We start from the raw sequence: 21,812 nt of genomic DNA, 5'->3' as shown, positions 1-21,812 counted from the left end.
CTGTCGCTCGGAACCTAAGTGACTTCATCCCGGGGCGGATTGCCCGGCGGGGTGGCGACCAGACACAAGCGCGTCCATGGGGCGTAAGGAGAGAGGCTCGATGACGGCTGAAAAACCGACTGAGTTGAGCTACAACCCGCACATGCCGCTGTCGCAGGCGTTGTTGCTGCCGCGTATCGTCATTGAAAACATCATGCCGACCCTTGAAGGCGGGCAGTTCGCGGTCAAGTCCGTGGTGGGGCAGGACGTGGTGGTGACGGCCAAGGTCTTCGCCGACGGGCATGACAAGCTGGCGGTTCGCGTGCGCTGGCGGGCCGAAGATGGGGACGCCTGGCAAAGCGCGGCCATGAAGGACCTGGGCAATAACGGCTGGCAAGGGCAGTTCCGGGTCAACAGCCAGGGCCGTTATCTGTTCTGTATCGAAGCCTGGATCGATCAATTCGCCAGTTTTTGTTATGAGCTGGAAAAGAAGCATGCGGCGGCGGTGCCCGTCAGCCTGGAACTGCAGGAAGGGCGGATTCATGTCCAGCAGGCCGCCGAACGCAGCGAAGGGCTACTCAGCGAGCAACTGGCGGCCTTGCACCATGAACTGTCAGGGCTGCTTGAAACCGAGCAGATTGCACTGTTTTTGCACCCGCGTAGCGCCGACCTCATGGCTCGCGTCGATCATCGCGCCTACTTGAGCCTGAGCCCGGAGTACCCGGTGGATGTGGAGCGAGAACTGGCGCAGTTTGCCAGTTGGTACGAGTTGTTCCCGCGCTCGATCACCGACAGCCCGGAGCGCCATGGCACCTTCAATGACGTGCATTCGCGGTTGGCGATGATTCAGGACATGGGTTTCGATGTGCTGTATTTCCCGCCGATCCATCCGATCGGGCGTAGTTACCGCAAGGGTCCGAACAACTCCCTGACGGCGGGCCCCGATGATCCGGGCAGCCCCTATGCGATTGGCAGCGAGGAGGGCGGGCACGAAGCGATTCACGCGCAATTGGGTACCCGCGAAGACTTCCGCCGACTGGTGGCGGCCGCCGCGGCCCATGGCCTGGAAATCGCCCTGGATTTTGCCATCCAGTGCTCCCAGGACCATCCGTGGCTCAAGCAACACCCGGGCTGGTTCAACTGGCGGCCGGACGGCACGATCAAGTACGCGGAAAACCCGCCGAAGAAATACCAGGACATCGTCAATGTCGACTTCTATGCCCCGGAGGCGATTCCGAGCTTGTGGGTGGAGTTGCGGGATATCGTGGTGGGCTGGGTCGAGGAGGGCGTGAAGATCTTCCGCGTCGATAACCCGCACACCAAGCCGTTGCCGTTCTGGCAGTGGCTGATCGCCGATGTACGGGCGCTGTACCCCGAGGTGATCTTCCTCGCCGAAGCCTTTACCACCCCCGCCATGATGGCGCGCCTGGGCAAGGTCGGTTACTCCCAGAGCTACACCTATTTCACCTGGCGCAACACCAAGACTGAACTGGCGACCTATTTCACCGAACTCAACGAATCGCCGTGGCGCGAATGCTACCGGCCGAATTTTTTCGTCAATACGCCGGACATCAACCCGGCGTTCCTCCACGAATCCGGGCGCCCCGGGTTTCTCATCCGCGCCGTGCTGGCGACCATGGGCTCGGGCCTGTGGGGCATGTACTCGGGTTTCGAGTTGTGCGAGTCGGCACCGGTGCCAGGCAAGGAGGAGTACCTCGATTCCGAGAAGTACGAAATCCGCCCCAGGGACTTCAACGCGCCCGGCAACATCATTGCCGAGATCGCCCAGCTCAACCGCATCCGGCGGCAGAACCCGGCGTTGCACACGCACCTGGGCCTGAAGGTCTACAACGCCTGGAACGACAACATCCTGTACTTCGGCAAACGCAGCCTGGACGGCAGCAATTTCATTCTGGTGGCGGTCAGCCTCGATCCGCACAACGTGCAGGAGGCGAACTTCGAGTTGCCGTTGTGGGAAATGGGCTTGCCGGACTACGCCAGCACTCATGGCGAAGACCTGATGAATGGCCATCGCTGGACCTGGCATGGCAAACAGCAATTCATGCGGATCGACCCGGCGTACCAGCCGTTCGGGATTTGGAGAATTACCGCCTCTTGAGAACACCACAGGGGATACTCCGCCTGTGGCCAAGATGAATTCACCAGGAGTTTCACATGGCGAAGAAACCCAAGGCAGCCACGTTCATCAAGGACCCGCTCTGGTACAAGGACGCGGTGATCTATCAAGTCCACGTCAAATCGTATTTCGACTCCAACAACGACGGGATTGGCGACTTTCCCGGTTTAATTGCCAAGCTCGACTACATCGCCGACCTGGGCGTCAACACCATCTGGCTGTTGCCGTTCTATCCCTCGCCACGGCGCGACGACGGTTATGACATTGCCGAGTACCGTGGTGTGCACAGCGACTACGGCACCATGGCCGATGCCAGGCGGTTCATTGCCGAGGCGCACAAGCGCGGCCTGCGGGTGATCACCGAGCTGGTCATCAACCACACCTCCGACCAGCACCCGTGGTTCCAGCGGGCGCGCAAGGCCAAACCCGGATCGGCGGCGCGGGACTTCTATGTGTGGTCTGATGACGATCAGAAATACGACGGCACCCGCATCATTTTCCTCGACACCGAAAAATCCAACTGGACCTGGGACCCGGTCGCCGGCCAATACTTCTGGCACCGTTTCTACTCCCACCAGCCGGACCTGAATTTCGATAACCCGCAAGTGATGAAAGCGGTGCTGTCGGTGATGCGTTACTGGCTCGACATGGGCATCGACGGCTTGCGCCTGGACGCCATTCCCTACCTGATCGAGCGCGACGGTACCAATAACGAGAACCTGCCGGAAACCCACGACGTCCTGAAGAAGATCCGCGCGGAAATCGACGCCAATTACCCCGACCGCATGCTGCTGGCCGAGGCCAATCAGTGGCCGGAAGACACCCAGTTGTACTTCGGCGACACCGACAAGAAAGGCCTGAACGGCGACGAATGCCACATGGCCTTTCACTTCCCGTTGATGCCGCGCATGTACATGGCGCTGGCCCAGGAAGATCGCTTCCCGATTACCGACATTCTGCGCCAGACCCCGGATATACCCGCCAACTGCCAATGGGCAATCTTCCTGCGCAACCACGATGAGCTGACCCTGGAGATGGTCACCGACAAGGAACGCGACTATCTGTGGAATTACTACGCCGCCGACCGCCGGGCGCGGATCAACCTGGGGATTCGCCGTCGCCTGGCGCCGCTGATGGAGCGCGACCGCCGCCGGATCGAGCTGCTCAACAGCCTGCTGCTGTCCATGCCCGGCACGCCGACCCTGTATTACGGTGATGAGATTGGCATGGGCGACAACATCTACCTCGGCGACCGCGACGGTGTGCGCACGCCGATGCAATGGTCCATCGACCGCAACGGCGGTTTTTCCCGGGCCGACCCGGCGAGCCTGGTGCTGCCGCCGATCATGGACCCGCAATATGGCTACCTGTCGGTCAACGTCGAAACCCAGGCTGGCGACCCGCATTCGCTATTGAACTGGACCCGGCGCCTGCTCGCCGTGCGCAAGCAATCCAAGGCCTTCGGGCGCGGTACGTTGAAAATGCTGTCGCCGAGCAATCGGCGGATTCTGGCCTACACCCGCGAATTCACCGGGGTGGACGGCAAGCACGAAGTCATTCTGTGCGTGGCCAACGTGTCGCGCAGCGCCCAAGCCGCCGAGCTGGATCTGTCGGCCTATGTCGGCATGGTGCCGGTGGAAATGCTCGGGGGTAACGCGTTCCCGCCCATCGGCCAGCTGAATTTTCTCCTGACGCTGGCGCCTTACGGCTTCTACTGGTTTGGGCTCGCCGCGGAAAACCAGATGCCGAGCTGGCACGTGGAGCCCGCACAAAGCTTGCCGGACTTCACCACGCTGGTGCTGAAAAAGCGCATGGAGGAATTGCTGGAGGCGCCGTCACGCACCACGCTGGAGCACAGCATCCTGCCCAACTGGCTGCAGAACCGCCGTTGGTTCGCGGGCAAGGACGCCGCCATCGAACAGGTCGACCTGGCCTATGGCGTGCGGTTCGGCGATCCGCAGCATCCGGTGCTGTTCAGTGAGATCAATGTCACCAGCGCTGGCCAGAGCAGTCGCTACCAGTTGCCGTTCGGCTTTATCTCGGAAGATCAGGTCGGTACCCCGCTGCCGCAGCAATTGGCATTGTCGCGGGTACGGCGCGGACGCCAGGTCGGTCTTATCACCGATGCCTTCAGCCTGGAGACCTTTGTGCATGCCGTCTTGCAGGGCATTCAGGCCGGCACCGTATTGGCCTCCAGCGATGGCGACATTCGTTTCGAGTCCACCGCGGAGCTGGAAAAACTCGGCCTCAATGCCGAGTCGCCGGTACGTTACCTGTCCGCCGAGCAGTCCAACAGCTCGGTGGTGATCGGCAACAGCCTGGTGCTGAAGCTGATCCGCAAGGTCGCCTGCGGTGTGCACCCGGAACTGGAAATGAGCGCGTACCTGACCGCAGCCGGGTTCAGCAATATTTCGCCATTGCTCGGGGCCGTGGTGCGCCGGGACGGGGCGGGTGAAGACAATTTGCTGATGATCGCCCAAGGCTATCTGAGCAATCAGGGCGACGCCTGGGAATGGACCCAGAACAACCTCGAACGGGCGCTGCGCGATGAGCTGGCCGACGCTGTGTCCGAGCAGGAACAACATTACAACGCGCTCGGCGAACTGAAAGATTTCGCCGCTATGCTCGGTCAGCGCCTGGGGGAAATGCACCAGGTGCTGGCGGCGCCGAGTGCCAATCCGGACTTCATGCCCCAGGTCACCACGCAGAAAGAGGCGCTGGCTTCGACCAAGGATGTTGCAGCGCAAATCGAGCACGCGCTGAGCTTGCTCAAGCAACATAAAAGTCAATTGAGCCCGGCGGACCAGACCCTGGTCGGCCGTTTACTGGACAACAAGAAGGCCATCCTCGGCCATGTACAAGCGATGGGTAAAAAGACCGTGGGCGGCTTGCGTATACGTGTGCACGGCGACCTGCATCTGGGGCAGGTGCTGGTGATCAAGGGCGATGCCTACCTGATCGACTTTGAAGGCGAACCGGCCCGGCCATTGCATGAACGACGGGGCAAACACAGCCCGTACAAGGATGTCAGCGGCGTGCTGCGCTCTTTCGACTATGCGGCGGCGATGGCGATCAATGTGCAGAGCGTCGACAACACCGCGGCAGCCGATGCTGCGCGCTTGCGGGTCACCGATCGCTACTTGAGCGAGGCGCGGCAAGCATTTGTCGACGCTTATCGGCTGGCGGCAGCTAGTCTTGCCCATGCATGGCAAGATCCCGAAGGCGAGGATGCCGCGCTGGCGTTGTTCGGCCTGGAGAAGGCGGCGTATGAAGTGGCTTATGAGGCGGAAAATCGCCCCGCGTGGTTGCCCGTGCCGTTGCACGGTTTATATGGATTATTGAGTGGGCTTAAACCCTTTTCCGATCTTGGTGGAGAGTAGTCATGAGTTTCTCGAACAAGGAACAGGGTCATCACAAAGAAGCGCTGCTACCCAGGGCGCGGGATATCGATGCATTGGTGCGTGCCGAGCATATCGATCCTTTCGCCATTCTCGGCCCCCACGCCGATGGTGCCGGCGGACAATTCATTCGTGCGTATCTGCCGGGCGCCCTGAGTGTGCAGGTACTGGCCAGGGACTCCGGCGAGGATCTGGGTCACCTTGAGGCCACGCAGACACCGGGTTTGTTCGTCGGGCATTTCGATCGAGCGCAAGCGTACCTGCTGCGCACCCGTTGGGCCGGCGGCGAGCAAACCGCAGAAGATCCGTACTGCTTTGGCCCATTGCTGGGCGAAATGGATTTGTACCTGTTTGCCGAAGGCAATCACCGCGACCTCAGCGCGTGCCTGGGCGCGCAACTGAAAACCGTGGACGGCGTCGACGGCGTGCGTTTCGCGGTGTGGGCACCGAATGCCCGGCGGGTGTCGGTGGTCGGCGATTTCAACGTCTGGGACGGGCGCCGGCACCCGATGCGCCTGCGTCATCCCACCGGTGTCTGGGAATTGTTCATCCCGCGCCTGCAAGCCGGGGACACCTACAAATACGAGATTCTCGGCGCCCATGGCATTCTGCCGTTGAAGGCCGATCCCGTGGCACTGGCCACCAGCCTGCCGCCGGACACCGCCTCGAAAGTCGCCTCACCCTTGAGCATCGACTGGCAGGACCAGGACTGGATGATGTCCCGGGGTGACCGCCAGCGGGTGACGGCACCGTTGTCGATCTACGAATTGCACGCCGGTTCGTGGCAATGCGAGCTGGATGACCTGGGTGAAGTGGCCCGCCAGTACACCTGGCCGGAACTGACCGAGCGACTGATTCCCTATGTCAAAGACCTGGGCTTCACCCACATCGAACTGATGCCGATCATGGAGCACCCGTTCGGCGGTTCGTGGGGTTATCAGTTGCTGTCGCAATTCGCGCCGAGTGCGCGCTATGGCACGCCGGACCAGTTCGCTGCGTTCATCAACGCCTGCCACCAGGCCGAACTCGGGGTGATTCTCGATTGGGTGCCGGCGCATTTTCCCACCGACACCCATGGCCTGGCCCAGTTCGATGGCACGGCGCTGTACGAGTATGGCAACCCGCAGGAAGGGTTCCACCAGGACTGGGACACACTGATCTACAATCTGGGTCGCACCGAAGTGCACGGCTACATGCTGGCGTCGGCGCTGCACTGGCTCAAGCATTTCCATGTCGACGGCCTGCGGGTCGATGCAGTGGCCTCGATGCTGTATCGCGACTACTCGCGCAAGGCCGGCGAGTGGGTGCCGAACCGCCATGGCGGGCGGGAGAACCTGGAAGCCATCGACTTCCTGCGTCACCTCAATGACGTGGTGGCACTCGAAGCGCCCGGTGCGTTGGTGATCGCCGAGGAATCCACCGCATGGCCGGGTGTCAGCCAGGGCACGCAACAGGGCGGCCTGGGCTTCGCCTACAAATGGAACATGGGCTGGATGCACGATTCGCTGCATTACATCCAGCAGGACCCGGTGTACCGCGCCCATCACCACAACGAGCTGAGTTTCGGCCTGGTGTATGCGTGGTCCGAGCGCTTCATCCTGCCGATCTCCCACGATGAAGTGGTGCATGGCAAACACTCACTGATCGACAAGATGCCCGGCGACCGCTGGCAGAAATTCGCCAACCTGCGGGCCTACCTGAGTTTCATGTGGGCGCATCCGGGCAAGAAGCTGTTGTTCATGGGCTGCGAATTCGGCCAGTGGCGCGAGTGGAACCATGACCAGCAACTGGACTGGTACCTGTTGCAATACCCCGAGCACCAGGGTGTGCAGAAACTGGTGGCCGACCTCAACCGCTTGTACCGCGAAGCGCCGGCGCTGCATGAGCAGGACGATGTGCCGCAGGGTTTCCAGTGGCTGATCGGCGATGACGCGATCAACAGCGTTTATGCCTGGTTGCGCTGGAGCAAGGAGGGTGAGCCGGTGCTGGTGGTGGCCAACTTTACGCCGGTGCCGCGTGAGGCTTATCGCGTCGGGGTTCCGTTTTCCGGGCAGTGGAACGAGGTGCTCAACAGCGACTCCTCCATCTATGCCGGTTCCAATTACGGCAACAGTGGCGGGGCGGTGGCCGAGGAGACGCCGAGTCATGGGCAGGCGTTGTCGCTGGTGCTGAATTTGCCGCCGTTGGCGGTGTTGATGTTAAGGCCGCAGGGCTGATCCAGAGCCGCGTTGCTGCCTTTCGCGAGCAGGCTCGCTCCCACATTGGATGAATGTGGGAGCGAGCCTGCTCGCGAAGGAGCCAGCCTGGTCAAAGCATCTTTTGAAGTATTTCCTCACCAGCGCAGCCGTACACCCAGGTTACCGTAGGTTTTCCGTTGTTGGTTGCTGTCGATATTGTTGGTGTAGTCGAGTCCGGCGTACACGCTGAACGAGTCTGCAACGCTCAGCACCATGCCGATGCCCAGGTCGGCGGACGAGGTTCGTTGCTGGGTTTCGACCTGATCGAGATGGTCAAAGGTGACCGTATCGGTACCTGTGAAGGTGTGCCAGATGTTGGCCCGCAGATAAGGTTCCAGCGGCCGGCCGCCGACCTCGTAGCGACCCTTCAGGCGTGCGCCGACGCGGCCGGTCCAGGCAGTGTCGGAATCGAACGAGACATGGGAAATACCGTCGTCCTGGCTGTCGAGTCTGACTTTCTGGTAAATCGCCTGTGCCTGGGGTTCGACCACCCAGTTACCGGCCACCGGGATCGGGTATCCGACTTCTGCCGATAACGTCGTCACGTGCCCTTCATTGTCGATCTTCAGTCCACTTTCGGAGCGGTTGTCGCCGTTGAGCCGGGTGTACATGGCCACGGTATCGAGATACGCGCCGGCGCGATCGGTCAGGGTCCAGTAAACGCCAAGACTGTCGCCTTCCAACTCGACGTTGCCGGAGCGCTTGCCCGCGAAGCCCTGATTGAAACCGTCGACATCGCCTTGCAGGCGGCTGTGGCCGATGAAGAAACCGCTGCGCTGGGTTTGCCCACCCGCCCACTCTGAGCTGAACAGATCATTGCCGACCTGAAAACCGTTGAGCGAGCCGTCCAGTCTTGGGGTGACGGTGCCGGCCCAGGTCTGCTCGAGGTTCTTGCCGTAGACCCGGCCCCAACCGGCGCTCAAGACACCGGTTTCACTCAGCAGGCTCTGATCGCCCTGACGGTCATGGAAGGTGCCCAACGCGGCAAGGCTCAACTGTGCTGCAGCTGGCGGCACCACCGACCACGTAGGTACGGCCTCGCGATACAAGGGGATTGGTGCTGCGCCGGGTACGGCGGCCGGTAGCACCGGGGCTTCGACGATTGCAACGCCTTCAGCCGCGGTGGCCACAACCACCGGTGCGGCCACCGGCACTGCCACAATGGGCACCAGCGTCGGCGGCAGCGCGGGATCAGGGTTGGCGACGGCAACGACTGGCGGCGCCACCACCTGGGAGCGCAAATACCAACTGTTTTCGCTGCCCGGTGTGATACCGCCTTTGAACAGGCGGTAATCGAAGGCGCCAACCGACACCGGGGCTTTGAGGGCGAACGCGGTGCTGTCGCTGACCGCCGTGCCTTGGACCTGTACCAGCTGGATTCCGTTTTCCCGGGTCAAGGCGCCCACGCCGCCAAGGTTGGTGACGCTGATCAGGGTGCTGCCGGTCAATGTCCCGTTGTTGACCACCAGCTTGTCACTGGGAGAACTGTCATCGCCCACGGCACTTTGCAACAACAACTGGCCACCGTTACCCACGTAATTGCCTTCAACCGTCAGGCTGTCATTGGTGCGCGAGTTGCCACGAGTGAGGTCGATGATCCCGCTGTTGTTCAAGGTAACGAGCCGACCTGCGGTCAATGGCACGATGCTGCCTTGCGCCGACGTCAGGGTGCTGCTGCCATCGAGATTGAACACGCCCGTGCCGCTGGTGCTGTCCCCCAATTGAAAGGTGCCATCGAGATCAAAGCGCGAGCTGTTAGCGAGATTGACCGTTTCCCAGTTGATATACCGGGCGGCGCCTGACGAGGTGGTGTGATCGAAGGTCAGCAGGTCATTGCCGACGCCGCCATTGATGCTCGGGGTGAGGGCGAGGGTGCTTTCGCTGAGGTTGCGCAGGGTGGCGCTGTCGTTGCCGGCCTCCAGCAGGATTTGCGAGCGGATGATCCCGTCGCCGTCCCATACCAGGGTGTCATCGCCATTGCCGGCGCGGATCTCGCCGACGATTTCCCCGCCGGTGACCGTGATGCTGTCGTTGCCATTGCTGACACTGATGTTGCCACCGATCCTCCCCCTGGAAACGATGATGGTATCGGTGCCCAAACCGGTCACCAGGTTGCGAAGTATCTGCCCACCCGACATTTCGAAGAGATTGTTATCGAGCTTCATGTCAACCCGGCCGATGGAGCCACCGGTCATCCTGGCGACGTCGCCGTCCTCGAAAGCGCCGACGATGGTGCCGCCGGTCATCAGGAAGGTATCGCGACCATCCCCTTGGGCCAGTGACTGAACAGTTCCGCCAGACATGACGAAGTCATCGATGCCATTGCCTTGGCTGAGTGCCCCGGTGACTTGCCCGGCGCCGATCGTGAAACTATCCGCCCCGTCGCCCTGATTCACGGCGCCGGCTACGGTGCCCGAAGCAATGGTCACGGTGTCGGCGCCGGTACCGAAGGTCACGTTACCGTTGATCCTGCCGGTGCCGTTGGCAGGAAAGGTCAGGGTGTTGTTGCCCGACAGGTCGGTCAACGGCCCACTGGTGGCGCTGTCGCAGACGAAGTTGTCGTTACCGACGGTGGGGATGAGTGTGCAGGCGGCGTCGGCAGCCTGGGGCCAGTTCGCGCATAACCAGATCGAGAACAGGCAGGCGCTTAAACGGTATTTGGGCAGATCTGTCGATAACTCCATGGTTGCCTCCGCGATGGGATCAACGTCCGTTCCTTTGGCCGTCAGCAATGGCCAGGAACGACTGCCCTTACCGGCATCGGCAGGGCGTCACCAACGTAGCAGGCGCCGCTTCAATGCGGCTACTGTCAGAAATAACAGGTGGGGGGCGTTATCACAGCGCCAGGCGCCTGATAGCCGTGATTCACAAGTGCACTTCCACCGCCAGCGGCAAATGATCGGACAGGTGCGTCCACGGCTTGTTTCCCAGTATTTGTGGCTGGTGGCTGCTGGCGTTGCGCAGGTAGACGCGATCGAGGCGCAGCAAGGGAAACCGCGCGGGGTAGGTTTTGGCCGGTCGGCCAAGGTGGCGTTCGAAGGCTTCGTGCAAGTAGTCGCGGCGGGCAAGGGTGGCATTGCCCTGCATCTGCCAGTCGTTGAAGTCGCCGGCAATGATCACCGGCGCATCATCCGGCAGGGATTCGAGGAGCTGACAGAGCAACTGCAACTGCAGTTGTCGATGGCTTTCCAGCAGGCTGAGGTGAACGCAAATGGCATGCACTTCGCGATGCCCCGGCACGTCCAGCACGCAGTGCAGCAAGCCACGGCGTTCCGGGCCGGTAATGGAAACATCCAGGTTTCGATACTCGCGGATCGGGTATTTCGACAGCAGGGCATTGCCATGGTGACCGTCGGGATAGACGGCGTTGCGCCCATAGGCGAAGTCGCTCCACATGCTGTCGGCGAGGAATTCATATTGCGAGGTTTGTGGCCAATCGTTGTAGCGGGAGGAATGGCGGTCGTGCTCGCCGACGACTTCTTGCAGAAACACCAGGTCTGCCGACGTACTGCGCACCGCTTCACGCAACTCAGGAAGGATGAAGCGCCGGTTGAGTGCAGTAAAACCCTTGTGGGTGTTGACCGTCAGCACGCGAAGCCGATGAATCGTCGGGGGCGTGTTCAAGGGTGTCGATTCGGCTGCCTGCCGTTTTGGATAACTGGCCACTTACACTCCTCTGACTCAAGGCTGCTTATGCATGCGACTGATGCAAAGGCAGGCAGTTCAGTCCGATGGACTGCACCGGGTCGATAATCGATGAGTTCATACCAACACGATTTCATAAGGCAAACGGATACGCTCCAACAGCGGCCGGGGCAGCAACGGCGCAAGGCCGATGGCCGGTTCGCCGTCCAGTTGGCTGGCGTAGGCATGGGTGGCGTGGCTCTTGCGGGCGACGGTCCAGGTATCGAGGCGCACCTTGCGGGCGCGGTGCCAGGGGATCAGTTCCCGGTCTCGTGCCGGCCAGTGCCAGGCCCAGAACGGTACGTCGTTGTAGGTTGCCCCTATATTGGCTGCCGCCCTGGCGCTGGCGCGGCCAACGGTGTCGTGGTCGACGTTGCCGTCCTCGCGCCAGGTGCTGAACACCACATCACCGGGGCGCAGGTAGCGCGTGATGAATTGGGCGATCTGATCTTCGTGCTCCACCAGGGCGTTGTCGGTAAACCCGCCACGAATCCACTTCAGGCTGTGCATCGGCAACCCGAGCCGGCGGATGGCTTCGACGCTTTCCTGGGGACGAAACACGCTGAGGCGTTTTTCCGACCACTGCCGAGAGCCCGGATGGCTGGCGCTGCCGTCGGTGATCGAGATCAATTGCAGCGGGTGGCCGAGGTTGCTGAGCAACTGCAGCAGGCCGCCGCAGGTCACTACCTCATCGCCGGGGTGCGGGGCAATGAGTACCGCGCGTGCGCCGGTGGGTACCAGCGACTGGGTGCTGATGACCGGAATGCTGTCCAGTTGCGGGGCGCTGTTCCAGATCTGTGATGGCAGGCTGGCTTCGCTCAGGGAAACGGGTTTCATAGTCGATACGTCCTTGTTCTGCGTCGCCTTCAGTCGTGCATGGGACCAGCCCGGCAGACCCGTGAGGGCTCGTTGATAGCGGAGCGACAAGCCAAACCCTGGATTGCCGCGAATCGAGTATTGCTCATGTAACGCTATTCGTCGCGTCGCGAACCTGTCCGCAATGACTTTTCCGCTCTGCGGTGTTGCGGCCATAAACGCCTGTAGGCTTTTTTACTCTTCTTCCTCATGCTGCAACTCGAACAGCAGCAACGAGCGTCCGGTGACCGAGTACTCGTGGCCAAACTCGAAACGCTCCTGGCCGCGGATCGACGGCTGGTTGGTGTCGATCATGCATGTCCAGAAACCGCCGTCAGGCACTTCCGGCAGCCGGAAATTGACGATGTCGTGATGTGCGTTGACTACCAGCATCAACGTCGCGTCGACGCCTTTGCGGCGGATGCCGGTTTCCTGGGCGCGGCCATCGAGCAACATGCCCAGGCATCGATTGTGCGCATCGTGCCAATGTTCGGTGGTCATTTGTGTGCCGTCCGGCGCCAGCCAGGTCACGTCCTTGACGCCGATATCCTCGTTGTAATTGCCCACCAGAAAACGTCCGCGCCGCAGAACCGGGTAGGTCAGGCGCAACTTGATCAGGCGTTTGACGAACTTGAGCAGGGCCTTGCCATCTTCGCTGAGGTCCCAGTTGACCCAGCCGATCTCACTGTCCTGGCAGTACGCGTTGTTGTTGCCGTCCTGGGTGCGGGCGAACTCGTCGCCGGCCACCAGCATCGGCGTGCCTTGGGCCAGCAGCAGGGTGGCGAAGAAATTGCGCATCTGCCGATGGCGCAGCGCGTTGATCTCGGGATCGTCGGTGGGGCCTTCGGCGCCGTGGTTCCACGACAGGTTGTTGTTGCTGCCATCCTGATTGTCTTCGTCGTTTGCCTCGTTGTGCTTGTCGTTGTACGACACCAGATCGTTGAGGGTGAAGCCGTCGTGGGCGGTGACGAAATTGACCGATGAGTATGGCCGCCGACCACGTTGATTGAACATATCGCCCGAAGCGGTCAGGCGGCTGGCAAAGTCAGCCAGTTGGCCGTCGTCGCCTTTCCAGAAGGCGCGCACGGTGTCGCGGAACTTGTCGTTCCACTCGACCCAGCCCGGCGGAAAGTTGCCGACCTGATAACCGCCGGGGCCGCAGTCCCAGGGTTCGGCGATCAGTTTGACCTGGCGCAGCACCGGGTCCTGGCGGCAGGCCACGAGGAAACTGTGGCGCTCGTCGAAACCGTCGTGGTAACGCCCCAGAATGGTCGCCAGGTCGAAGCGGAAGCCGTCCACGTGCATTTCCGTGGCCCAGTAGCGCAGGGAGTCGGTGACCATTTGCAGTACGCAGGGGTGGCTCAGGTCCAGGGTGTTGCCGGTGCCGGAATCGTTGATATAGAAGCGCTTGTCATCGGGCTTGAGGCGGTAGTAGGACGCGTTGTCGATGCCGCGCATGGACAGGGTCGGGCCTTGCTCGTTGCCCTCGGCGGTGTGGTTGTAGACCACGTCGAGGATCACCTCCAGATTGGCTTCGTGCAGGTGCGCGACCATTTCCTTGAATTCGGCGATCTTGCCGCTGGCCAGGTAACGCGGATCGGGGGCGAAGAACGCAATGCTGTTGTAGCCCCAGTAATTGGTCATGCCCTTGTGCAGCAGATGCTGGTCGTTGACGAAGGCGTGGATCGGCAGTAATTCCACAGTCGACACGCCGAGCTTGCGGATGTGCTCCACCACATCATCGACCATCAACCCGGCAAAGGTGCCGCGCAGGTTTTCGGGGACGGCGGGGTGGCGCATGCTGAAGCCGCGCACATGGGTTTCATAGATGATCGTCCTGTCCCACGGCACGCTGACCCGATGATCGTGGCCCCAGGTATGCGCCGGGTCGATGACCTTGCATTTGGGCACAAAGGGCGCGCTGTCCCGTTTATCGAAGCTGAGGTCAGCGTCGGGGTGGCCGATGGTGTAGCCGAACAGCGCTTCGGACCATTTCAGCTTGCCCACCAGTTGTTTGGCGTAGGGGTCGATCAGCAGTTTGTTGGGGTTGAAGCGATGGCCGTTGGCCGGGTCGTATGGACCGTAGACGCGATAGCCGTAGATCAGCCCCGGATGGGCGTCGGGCAGGTAGCCGTGGTAGATCTCGTCAGTGTATTCGGGCAGTTCGATGCGTTCGAGTTCCACCTCGCCGGCGTCGTCGAACAGGCACAGTTCAACCTTGGTGGCGTGGGCGGAAAACAGGGCGAAGTTGACTCCCAGTCCATCCCAGGTGGCACCCAGTGGAAAGGGCAGGCCTTCGCGGATTCGTGTGGTTTCGGCACGAGTGGCTGGCGCGGCGGCTTTCTTCGGACTGGTCATAGGTATTCCTTAAAGCGGCGGCAACCTGTAGGAGCAAGCCCGCTCCCACAGGGACCTGTGAGTTGCCACAGATTGCAGTTACACCACCAAACACTGTGTGAGCGGCGGTGCGGCGGTCCGACTTGCCCGCGAAGGGGCCTCAAGGCCTATTCAAACCGCTGGCGGTTTTCGCGCAGCCCGGGGCTTTTTCTCAGCGGCCTTTTCCCCCGGCGGGATCACCTTCGAAGCCGCCGCCGGTTTGGCCTTGGTTTTTGCCGCGGCGACCTTGGCATCGCCAGCCTTGCCATTGGCCGTTTTGCTGACCGGGGTTTTCGCAGCAGCCTTGACCGGCTTTTTCGGGGCCAGGGCTTCGGCTTCCGCCAGTTTGCACGCCATTTCCCAGTGACGGGCCTCCTGGCCTTCGGGTTTTCCTTCGGATTCCCAGATCTGATAGGCAAATTCGCGGATGCGTTTATCGTCGGTACTCATCGTAATGCTCCTGAACTGAATTCAAGTGTGGGCAGTTTGAAAAATGAGATTGACCGGGAAATCCCCCAGCGCGGCGCTGATCAGCAGCTCCCTGTGTTCTGTGACTGTGATGCGGGAAAAAAGTCCCTGCAGATGTTCGTCCGGGACGGTGAACGGCAGTTTGACCCGGGTATCGCCCCACAGCGGCGCGTGGACCTGTGGTTCGGCACCGTTTTCCAGCAGATCGGCACAACGTATCGGCACAATCACAATGGCGCGTTTCCCCTCCCGTTCACGGACAAATCCCAGCACTCGATGGGCCTCGCTGCCCACCACTTCCAAAGCCTGGCAGGTACCACGCCGAAACAGCTCGGCATGCTCGGCGCGCAGGCTCAGGGTGCGCGCAATCAAGGCTTGTTTGATGCGCCCGTCACGCCAGTTTTGCATCAAGTCCGGCAGGTCCACCGCTTGCTGCAGCGCCTGCTGGCGGCTGGCGTAATCCACGGGACGACGGTTGTCCGGGTCGACCAGGCTGAAGTCCCAGAACTCGTTGCCCTGATACAAGTCCGGTACACCGGGCACGGTCATGCGCAGCAAGGTTTGCGCCAATCCGTTGAGTGCGCCGGGGGCGGCAATCGAGCGGGCAGCCTTGGCCAGGGCCGTACGCAACAACTCGCCTTCGGGGCTGAGCAACAGACGCTGGATGAAGTCTTCGCTCGCTTGCTCGTAAGGGTCATTGGGCGCGTTCCAGCTACTTTGCAGTTTGGCTTCGCGCAGGGCCTTGCGTTGCCACTGCCAGAGGCGTTTTGCGTAGTCCTCAAGGGCCGGCGCATGATCGATCTCCAACGCCAGCGGCCAGCTGCCGATGATCGCCTGGTAGAGAATCAGTTCATCCCCCGTCGATGGCATTTGATCGTCGTTGCGCAAGGGCCGGGCGAGGGCGCGCCACAGGCCGATCTGGTCGGCGTACCAACTGCTGCGCTCGCTCAGTACCGCCAGCCGCGCCCGTGAATCTTCACCGCGCTTGTGGTCGTGGGTGGCGCTGGCCAGCAGATTGTCCGGGAAGGTGTCGAGGCGTTCGATACAGGCCTGATGAAAGTCGGCGACAGGTGCGCTGAACTGTTCGGTGTTGAAGCCAACGTCATTGCGCGAGAGCAGGACCGCCGAACGATAGAACGCGGTGTCTTCCACCGCTTTCGCCGCCGCCGGTGAGGTCAATTGCTGGAAACGTACGCAGGCGTGCTTCAAGCGTTTGCGCTCGCGACCGGCCGGGCGCGAACGCCAGGGTTCACCGCCGAGCCATCCGGCCAGGCAGTCGAGCACCGGCCAGTCCTCTTCACCCAGGGTTTGGCGGGCGCCGTCCATGGCCTGACGGAAAAACGCCTCGCCCTGGGCCGACCGGCCAAGGGGACTGATGTAGGTGCGGTACACCGGGAAATGCACGATCAACGCCTGCAAGGCCCGGCGAATGGCGCCGAGGGTCAGGTCGCGGGTCATGAGGTTGTCCCGGGCCACTTGCAGCAAGGCCTGGGCAACGCTTTCGAAATCTCCGGCCAGGGAGCCGCTGAGGACTTGCTGGCGGGCCAGTTGAGCTTCCTGGCCGAAATCGGCGGACCGCTCGCTGTGACGATGCCAGAGTTCGGCCAGAGTCTGCGCGCCCCGTGGATCCTGTTGCAGTAGTGACAACTGGTTCATGAATTCGTAGCCGGTGGTGCCGTCCACCGACCAGTCGCGAGGCAGGGTTTCCCCTTCGCCCAGGATCTTTTCCACATAGATGGGCAGGTGCCGGCCCGCTGACAGGCTGTCGACCCGGCGGCGCAGCTTGCGGCAATAGCCTCGCGGGTCGGCGAGGCCGTCGATGTGGTCGATGCGCAACCCGTCGATCAGCCCTTCAGCCACCAGTTGGAAAATCTTCGCGTGGGTGGCTTCGAACACGGCGGGACGCTCGACCCGCAGTCCGCCGAGTTCATTGATATCGAAGAAGCGCCGCCAGTTGATGTCATCGGCGGCGGTGCGCCAACTGGCGAGGCGATAGCTCTGGCGTTCCAGCAGGTTGTGCAGGCGCCGGAAGCCTTCGCCGGTCAGTGAGTCGTAGTTGTTCAGGTGCTGCTCGATGGCGTGGGCCAGGGCCGGATCGTTGACCAGATCGCGAAGTTCCGCTTTCAGCGGCAGGGCCAGGCTGTGGGCGTCGGTCTGGTAGCTCAGGGTGCTGAAGCGATCGGCCAGGTTTTTCAGTTGTTCGGCCTGCTGTGTATCGAGCGGTGCATCGGTCCTGAGCAGTTCCCCGTAATCGCTGGGGCAAATCGGAAAGCGATGTTCGTAGTGCTCGACATGGAAGCTGCCGTGCCAGGCATCGAAGCGCAGGGGCAGGGTGCCGTCCTGCAACGCGACGCCGTAGTCGCTGCCCAGAAACGGCAGGAGCAACTGGCCTTCCATCAACGGGTCGGGTGAATGCCACTGGATGTCGAAAAACTCGCCGTAAGGGCTCAGGCGTCCCCACTCCAGCAAATCCAGCCACCAGGGATTGTCACCGCCGCCGACCGCCATGTGGTTGGAGACGACGTCGAGAATCAACCCCATGTTGTGCTCGTGCAGGGCGCTGACCAGGCTGCGCAGCGCCGCCTCTCCGCCCAGTTCCGGATTGACCCGGGTCGGGTCCACCACGTCATAACCATGCATCGACCCGGCGCGGGCACGCAACAGCGGGGAGGCGTAGACATGGCTGATGCCAAGACGGGAGAAATACGGCACCAGTGGCACCGCATCTTCAAGCGTGAAGCCTTTGTGAAATTGCAGGCGCAAGGTGGCGCGCAGTAGACGACTCGGTACCAGGGTCATCGATCACGCTCGGCCGCCTGGAGCCGCGCACAGGCGAGCAACTCCAGGCGTCGTGCGGCATCCGCTCCGTCGAGCAGGGCTTCGCTGTAACCGGGCAAGCGCCGCGACCAGTTGGGGTGGGAGTCGATGGTGCCGGGCAGGTTGGCTTGCTGTTCGACACCAAGGGCGTCTTCCAGGGGCAGCAGCACCAAGGGGGCCCGGGTATGACCGAGGAAGCGCACGCTGGCATCGAGCACCTGGTCGGTTTCGTGGGACTCTTCACGGAAGTTCTGCGGGTCCTGGCTCAACGCCCGGCGCAGGCCTTCGCGCTCGCGTTCGCGGTGCTGGCGCCATTCGATTTCACCACTGGCATCGAGCAAGCCGAGCCGGGCGTTCCAGTCGATATCGCGGCCATGCCACCAGCCGTTGAGGGTCGGCAGGTCATGGGTGCTGGTGGTGGCCAGGGCGTTGTCCGGCCAGTCGAGGATCGGCTTGAAATGCGTGTTGTCCTGTTCGAACAGCAATACCCGCATGCCCAGCATCGAGCGGGCGATGAGTTTTTCCCGCAGGCCGTCCGGCACGGTGCCGAGGTCTTCGCCCAGGACGATGGCCTGGTGACGATGGGATTCCAGGGTCAGCAGGCGCAGCAGATCGTCCACCGGGTAATACAGGTAGGCGCCGTCCGCTGGCGGCGATCCATTGGGGATTACCCACAGACGCTGCAAGCCCATGACGTGATCGATGCGCAAGCCACCGGAGTGGGCGAAATTGGCCCGCAACATTTCGATGAAGGCCCGGAAACCATTGCGCACCAGGCCTTCAGGGGAGAATGCGGAAATCCCCCAGCCTTGGCCCGTGCGGTTGAGAATGTCCGGCGGCGCACCGACGGTGAGGGACGCGAGCAGTTCGTCCTGACGGCTCCAGGCCTGGCTGCCGCCACCATCGGCGCCAACGGCCAGGTCGGCGATCAGGCCGATACTCATGCCGCTGGCGCGGGCGGCGGTTTGCGCGCGCTCCAGGCAGCGCGTGATCAGCCACTGGCAGAAGGCGAAGAAGCCGATGCGCCCGGCATTCTCTTCGGCGAATGCCGCCAGTTCGGCGCTGCGCGGATTGCGCCAGGGTTCAGGCCACTGCCGCCAGTCGAGGTGTTCACCCCGGGCGGCGCGCGCCTCCTGGATGGCTTCGAAGCGACAGTGGTTTTCCAGCGCTTCGCCGGCGGCGTGACGAAAACTGCTGAAGTCTTCGTGCAAAGGATGTTCGCCCTGGACGAAACCTTCGTACAGCGACTGCAACAGCCGATGCTTGGCTTCGGCGGCGGCCGGCCAGTCAATCAGCGGTCGCTCTTCCAGCGCCTTGAGTTCAATGGCCAGCCCGGTTGCATCGATGGCGGTGCGCAGTGCGCGTTCGCCGAGAATGGTGCCCGGGGCGCAGTAAAGGCTGTTGAGAAATAAGCGGCTGGACGGCGAATAGGGGCTGTAGCGTTGGGTGTCACTGGAAAACATCGCATGCAGCGGGCTGATCGCCAGCGCCTCGGCGCCACGCTCGCCGGCCACCCGGGCGAGGTCCTCCAGCGCCTGGGTGTCACCAAACCCGCCATCGCCGGGGCGGCGCAATCCATACAATTGCACACTCAGGCCCCAGGCACGGGGGATGGGGTTGTCCACGGCATCGGCCACGCTGTAGCAACGGGCCGGGGCTACGGCCAGGGTGAAGCTTTGTCCGTCGATGCTGACCTGTTGATAGCCGACCGGTACCAGCCCCGGTAGCACCGCGTTGGCGTCCAGTTTCAGGTCGAGCCGCGAACCGTCTTCGAGGTGGATTTCGCAAGGGGTCCCGGGCTCGAAAAAACGCGCCAGGTCCAGGCCCTTCCCGACATCGGCGGTGATCAATGGCGGCAAGTGATGGGTCTGTTGCACCTCTTGCAGTTCCAGCAGGCTGGCGTCGATTTCCTGGGCGCTGCCGGCCGGGTGGCCAAGGCCGGTCAGCACATTGCGCAACACGGACGGCGCGACTTTTTGCGGGCGGCCGTTGGCGTCGAGCCAATCGACTGCGAGACCGGCACGGCTGGCCAGGATTTCCAGTTGCGCATCACTCATGGACGCTCTCCAAACGGGGTAGCAAAGGGGGCTGCGGCGGCGAGGCTGACGAGCGCGCAATACGGGGCAAGGGTGTTTGGGGCCGGCAGGTCGGCGCCCTGTGGCGGGTATTCGAACAAGCGCGTGGCACCGGTCTGTGAGGTGTGGACTACGGGGCTGGCGCTGAGGTTCAGGTCAATGCGCAGCTGGCTGCCATCGCCCAGGCGCCAGGTTGCACTGACCGCGGCTTCACCCAGCACATCGGTGCCCAGTGCCCGGGCGCCCGGCAGGCGCGGGATGATGTGCCGGTGACGGATCTGCAACAGTCGTCGATACAGGTCGTGCATCTCGCAATGGCCGGTCGATGGCAGGACTGGGCGGGACGCTGCAAATGTCTGCGGATCGTTCGGGTCCGGAATGTGTTCGCGCAGGATCGGGTCGGCAAAGGCGCTGAGCTCCGCGAACTCATTGCGCCGGCCGTCGCGAACCTGCCTGGCCAATTCACCGTGATGGCTGGTGAAAAACAGGAAGGGTTGCTCGACGGCAAATTCGTCGCCCATGAACAGCAGCGGAATCATCGGCGACAACAGCAGCAACACCGTGGCGGCCCGCAGCGCTTGCGGGTGGGCGAGTTGATGCAGGCGCTCGCCGAAGGCCCGGTTGCCGATCTGGTCATGGTTCTGCAAAAACAGGATGAATGCACTGGGCGGAAGATGTCCGCTGGGTTCGCCCCGCGCCACACCATGGCGATTGAGATGGCCCTGGAACACGAAGCCCTGGCTCAGGCAGCGCGCCAGTTGTTCGGTGGGGTTTTGCGCGTAGTCGGCGTAATAGGCGTCGGTTTCGCCGGTCAGCAACACATGCAGGGCGTTGTGGCCGTCATCGTTCCACTGTGCATCGTAACCCTGTTCGAGCAGGCTGGCCTGGTTGTGTTCGTTCTCCACCATCAGCCACACATGCCGCGCCGGTCCCGTCTGCTGGCGCACCCGTCGTGCCAGTTCCTGGATGAAATCCGGGTCTTCGATGGCGTGCACCGCGTCCAGGCGCAAACCGTCGAAACGGTACTCCAGCAGCCACATCAAGGCGTTTTCGATGAAGAAGTCCCGTACTTCGCGACGGCGCAAGTCGATGGCCGCGCCCCACGGCGTGTGTTTGTCTTCGCGAAAAAAGCCCTTGGCATAACGATGCAGGTAATTGCCGTCCGGGCCGAAGTGGTTGTAGACCACGTCGAGGATCACCGCCAGGCCGTGGCCATGGGCGGTGTCGATCAAGTGCTTGAGCTGCTCGGGGGAGCCGTATGACGCCTGGGGCGCGTAGGGCAGGACGCCGTCATAACCCCAATTGCGTTCGCCGGGAAACTGCGCGACAGGCATCAGTTCGATCGCGGTGACGCCCAGTTCGACCAGCCGCGCCAGATGCTGCTCGACGGCGCTGAAGCCGCCGAGCGCACCGACATGCAGTTCGTAGATCACCGCTTCGTTCCACGGCCGTCCCAGCCAGGCGGCGTGTTGCCAGGCATAGGCCAGCGGATCGACCACCACGCTGTGCCGGTCGATGTCGCCGGCCTGGGCGCGGGAGGCCGGGTCGGGCACTTCCAGTTCGCCGTCGATGCTGTAGCGGTAACGCGTGCCCGCCGCGCATCGGATGTTGCTCACGAACCAGCCGTCGGCCTGGGGCAGCAACGGCAAGGACTGTCCATTTTCCAGTTCGACACTGACGTAGTACGCATCTGGCGCCCACAACGCGAATCGCGTGTGCTCTGCGTCCAGCATGATTGCGCCGTGGGGCCAGGTCTCAAGGGTCCGTAACGGCATCTTCAAAGCCT

11 protein-coding genes are annotated in these 21,812 nt (G+C 62.3%); 3 read left to right on the top strand and 8 right to left on the bottom strand.

The genetic code is table 11. The annotated features are described in order from the left end of the window. The first annotated feature begins 100 nt into the window (after positions 1-100). The 3 genes from AB4O40_RS03875 to glgB are packed head-to-tail and all read left to right on the top strand — an operon-like array spanning position 101 to position 7,730. The gene (locus tag AB4O40_RS03875; RefSeq protein WP_460154665.1) at positions 101-2,098 is read left to right on the top strand and encodes an alpha-1,4-glucan--maltose-1-phosphate maltosyltransferase; all 1,998 of its coding nucleotides are present in this window, start codon (positions 101-103) and stop codon (positions 2,096-2,098) included. Between the two features lie 56 nt (positions 2,099-2,154). After that, positions 2,155-5,496, top strand: coding sequence for a maltose alpha-D-glucosyltransferase (treS, locus tag AB4O40_RS03870; protein ID WP_056727518.1), 3,342 nt, complete (start codon positions 2,155-2,157; stop codon positions 5,494-5,496). 2 nt (positions 5,497-5,498) lie between these two features. Then, complete coding sequence (gene glgB / locus AB4O40_RS03865) at positions 5,499-7,730, top strand: 1,4-alpha-glucan branching protein GlgB (RefSeq protein ID WP_460055980.1); 2,232 nt, start codon at positions 5,499-5,501, stop codon at positions 7,728-7,730. A 116-nt stretch (positions 7,731-7,846) separates the two neighbouring features. Here glgB and AB4O40_RS03860 read toward each other — a convergent pair whose 3' ends face one another. The 8 genes from AB4O40_RS03860 to treZ form a co-directional block, all read right to left on the bottom strand. Continuing rightward, positions 7,847-10,435, bottom strand: a complete 2,589-nt coding sequence (locus AB4O40_RS03860; protein WP_460160133.1) for an autotransporter family protein — start codon at positions 10,433-10,435, stop codon at positions 7,847-7,849. A 181-nt stretch (positions 10,436-10,616) separates the two neighbouring features. Continuing rightward, on the bottom strand, positions 10,617-11,417 hold the full coding sequence (locus tag AB4O40_RS03855; RefSeq protein WP_056727513.1) for an endonuclease/exonuclease/phosphatase family protein: 801 nt from the start codon (positions 11,415-11,417) through the stop codon (positions 10,617-10,619). A 96-nt stretch (positions 11,418-11,513) separates the two neighbouring features. After that, positions 11,514-12,272 (bottom strand): PIG-L deacetylase family protein, encoded by a 759-nt coding sequence (locus AB4O40_RS03850; RefSeq protein WP_460160132.1) that lies wholly within the window; start codon positions 12,270-12,272, stop codon positions 11,514-11,516. Positions 12,273-12,485: 213 nt separating this feature from the next. Continuing rightward, complete coding sequence (gene glgX / locus AB4O40_RS03845) at positions 12,486-14,648, bottom strand: glycogen debranching protein GlgX (protein ID WP_414915071.1); 2,163 nt, start codon at positions 14,646-14,648, stop codon at positions 12,486-12,488. A gap of 150 nt (positions 14,649-14,798) precedes the next feature. Next, positions 14,799-15,116 carry a DUF2934 domain-containing protein gene (locus tag AB4O40_RS03840; protein ID WP_056727508.1) on the bottom strand — a complete coding sequence of 106 codons (318 nt, stop codon included), beginning with the start codon at positions 15,114-15,116 and terminating at the stop codon, positions 14,799-14,801. Positions 15,117-15,137: 21 nt separating this feature from the next. Continuing rightward, a complete protein-coding gene (locus tag AB4O40_RS03835) occupies positions 15,138-17,933 on the bottom strand; it encodes a malto-oligosyltrehalose synthase (RefSeq protein WP_223541463.1) in 2,796 nt (931 codons plus the stop codon). Next, positions 17,930-20,008, bottom strand: coding sequence for a 4-alpha-glucanotransferase (gene malQ, locus AB4O40_RS03830; RefSeq protein WP_223541462.1), 2,079 nt, complete (start codon positions 20,006-20,008; stop codon positions 17,930-17,932). Before malQ ends, AB4O40_RS03835 begins: the two co-directional genes overlap by 4 nt. Beyond that, the gene (gene treZ / locus AB4O40_RS03825) at positions 20,005-21,801 is read right to left on the bottom strand and encodes a malto-oligosyltrehalose trehalohydrolase (RefSeq protein WP_460055989.1); all 1,797 of its coding nucleotides are present in this window, start codon (positions 21,799-21,801) and stop codon (positions 20,005-20,007) included. The genes malQ and treZ overlap by 4 nt, the downstream gene beginning before the upstream one ends. Positions 21,802-21,812: the final 11 nt, after the last annotated feature.

The organism is Pseudomonas sp. S2_F07 (genome assembly GCF_054668325.1).
Note: the sequence above shows the minus strand (reverse complement) of the source record. Positions and strands in the feature narration are given on the sequence as shown.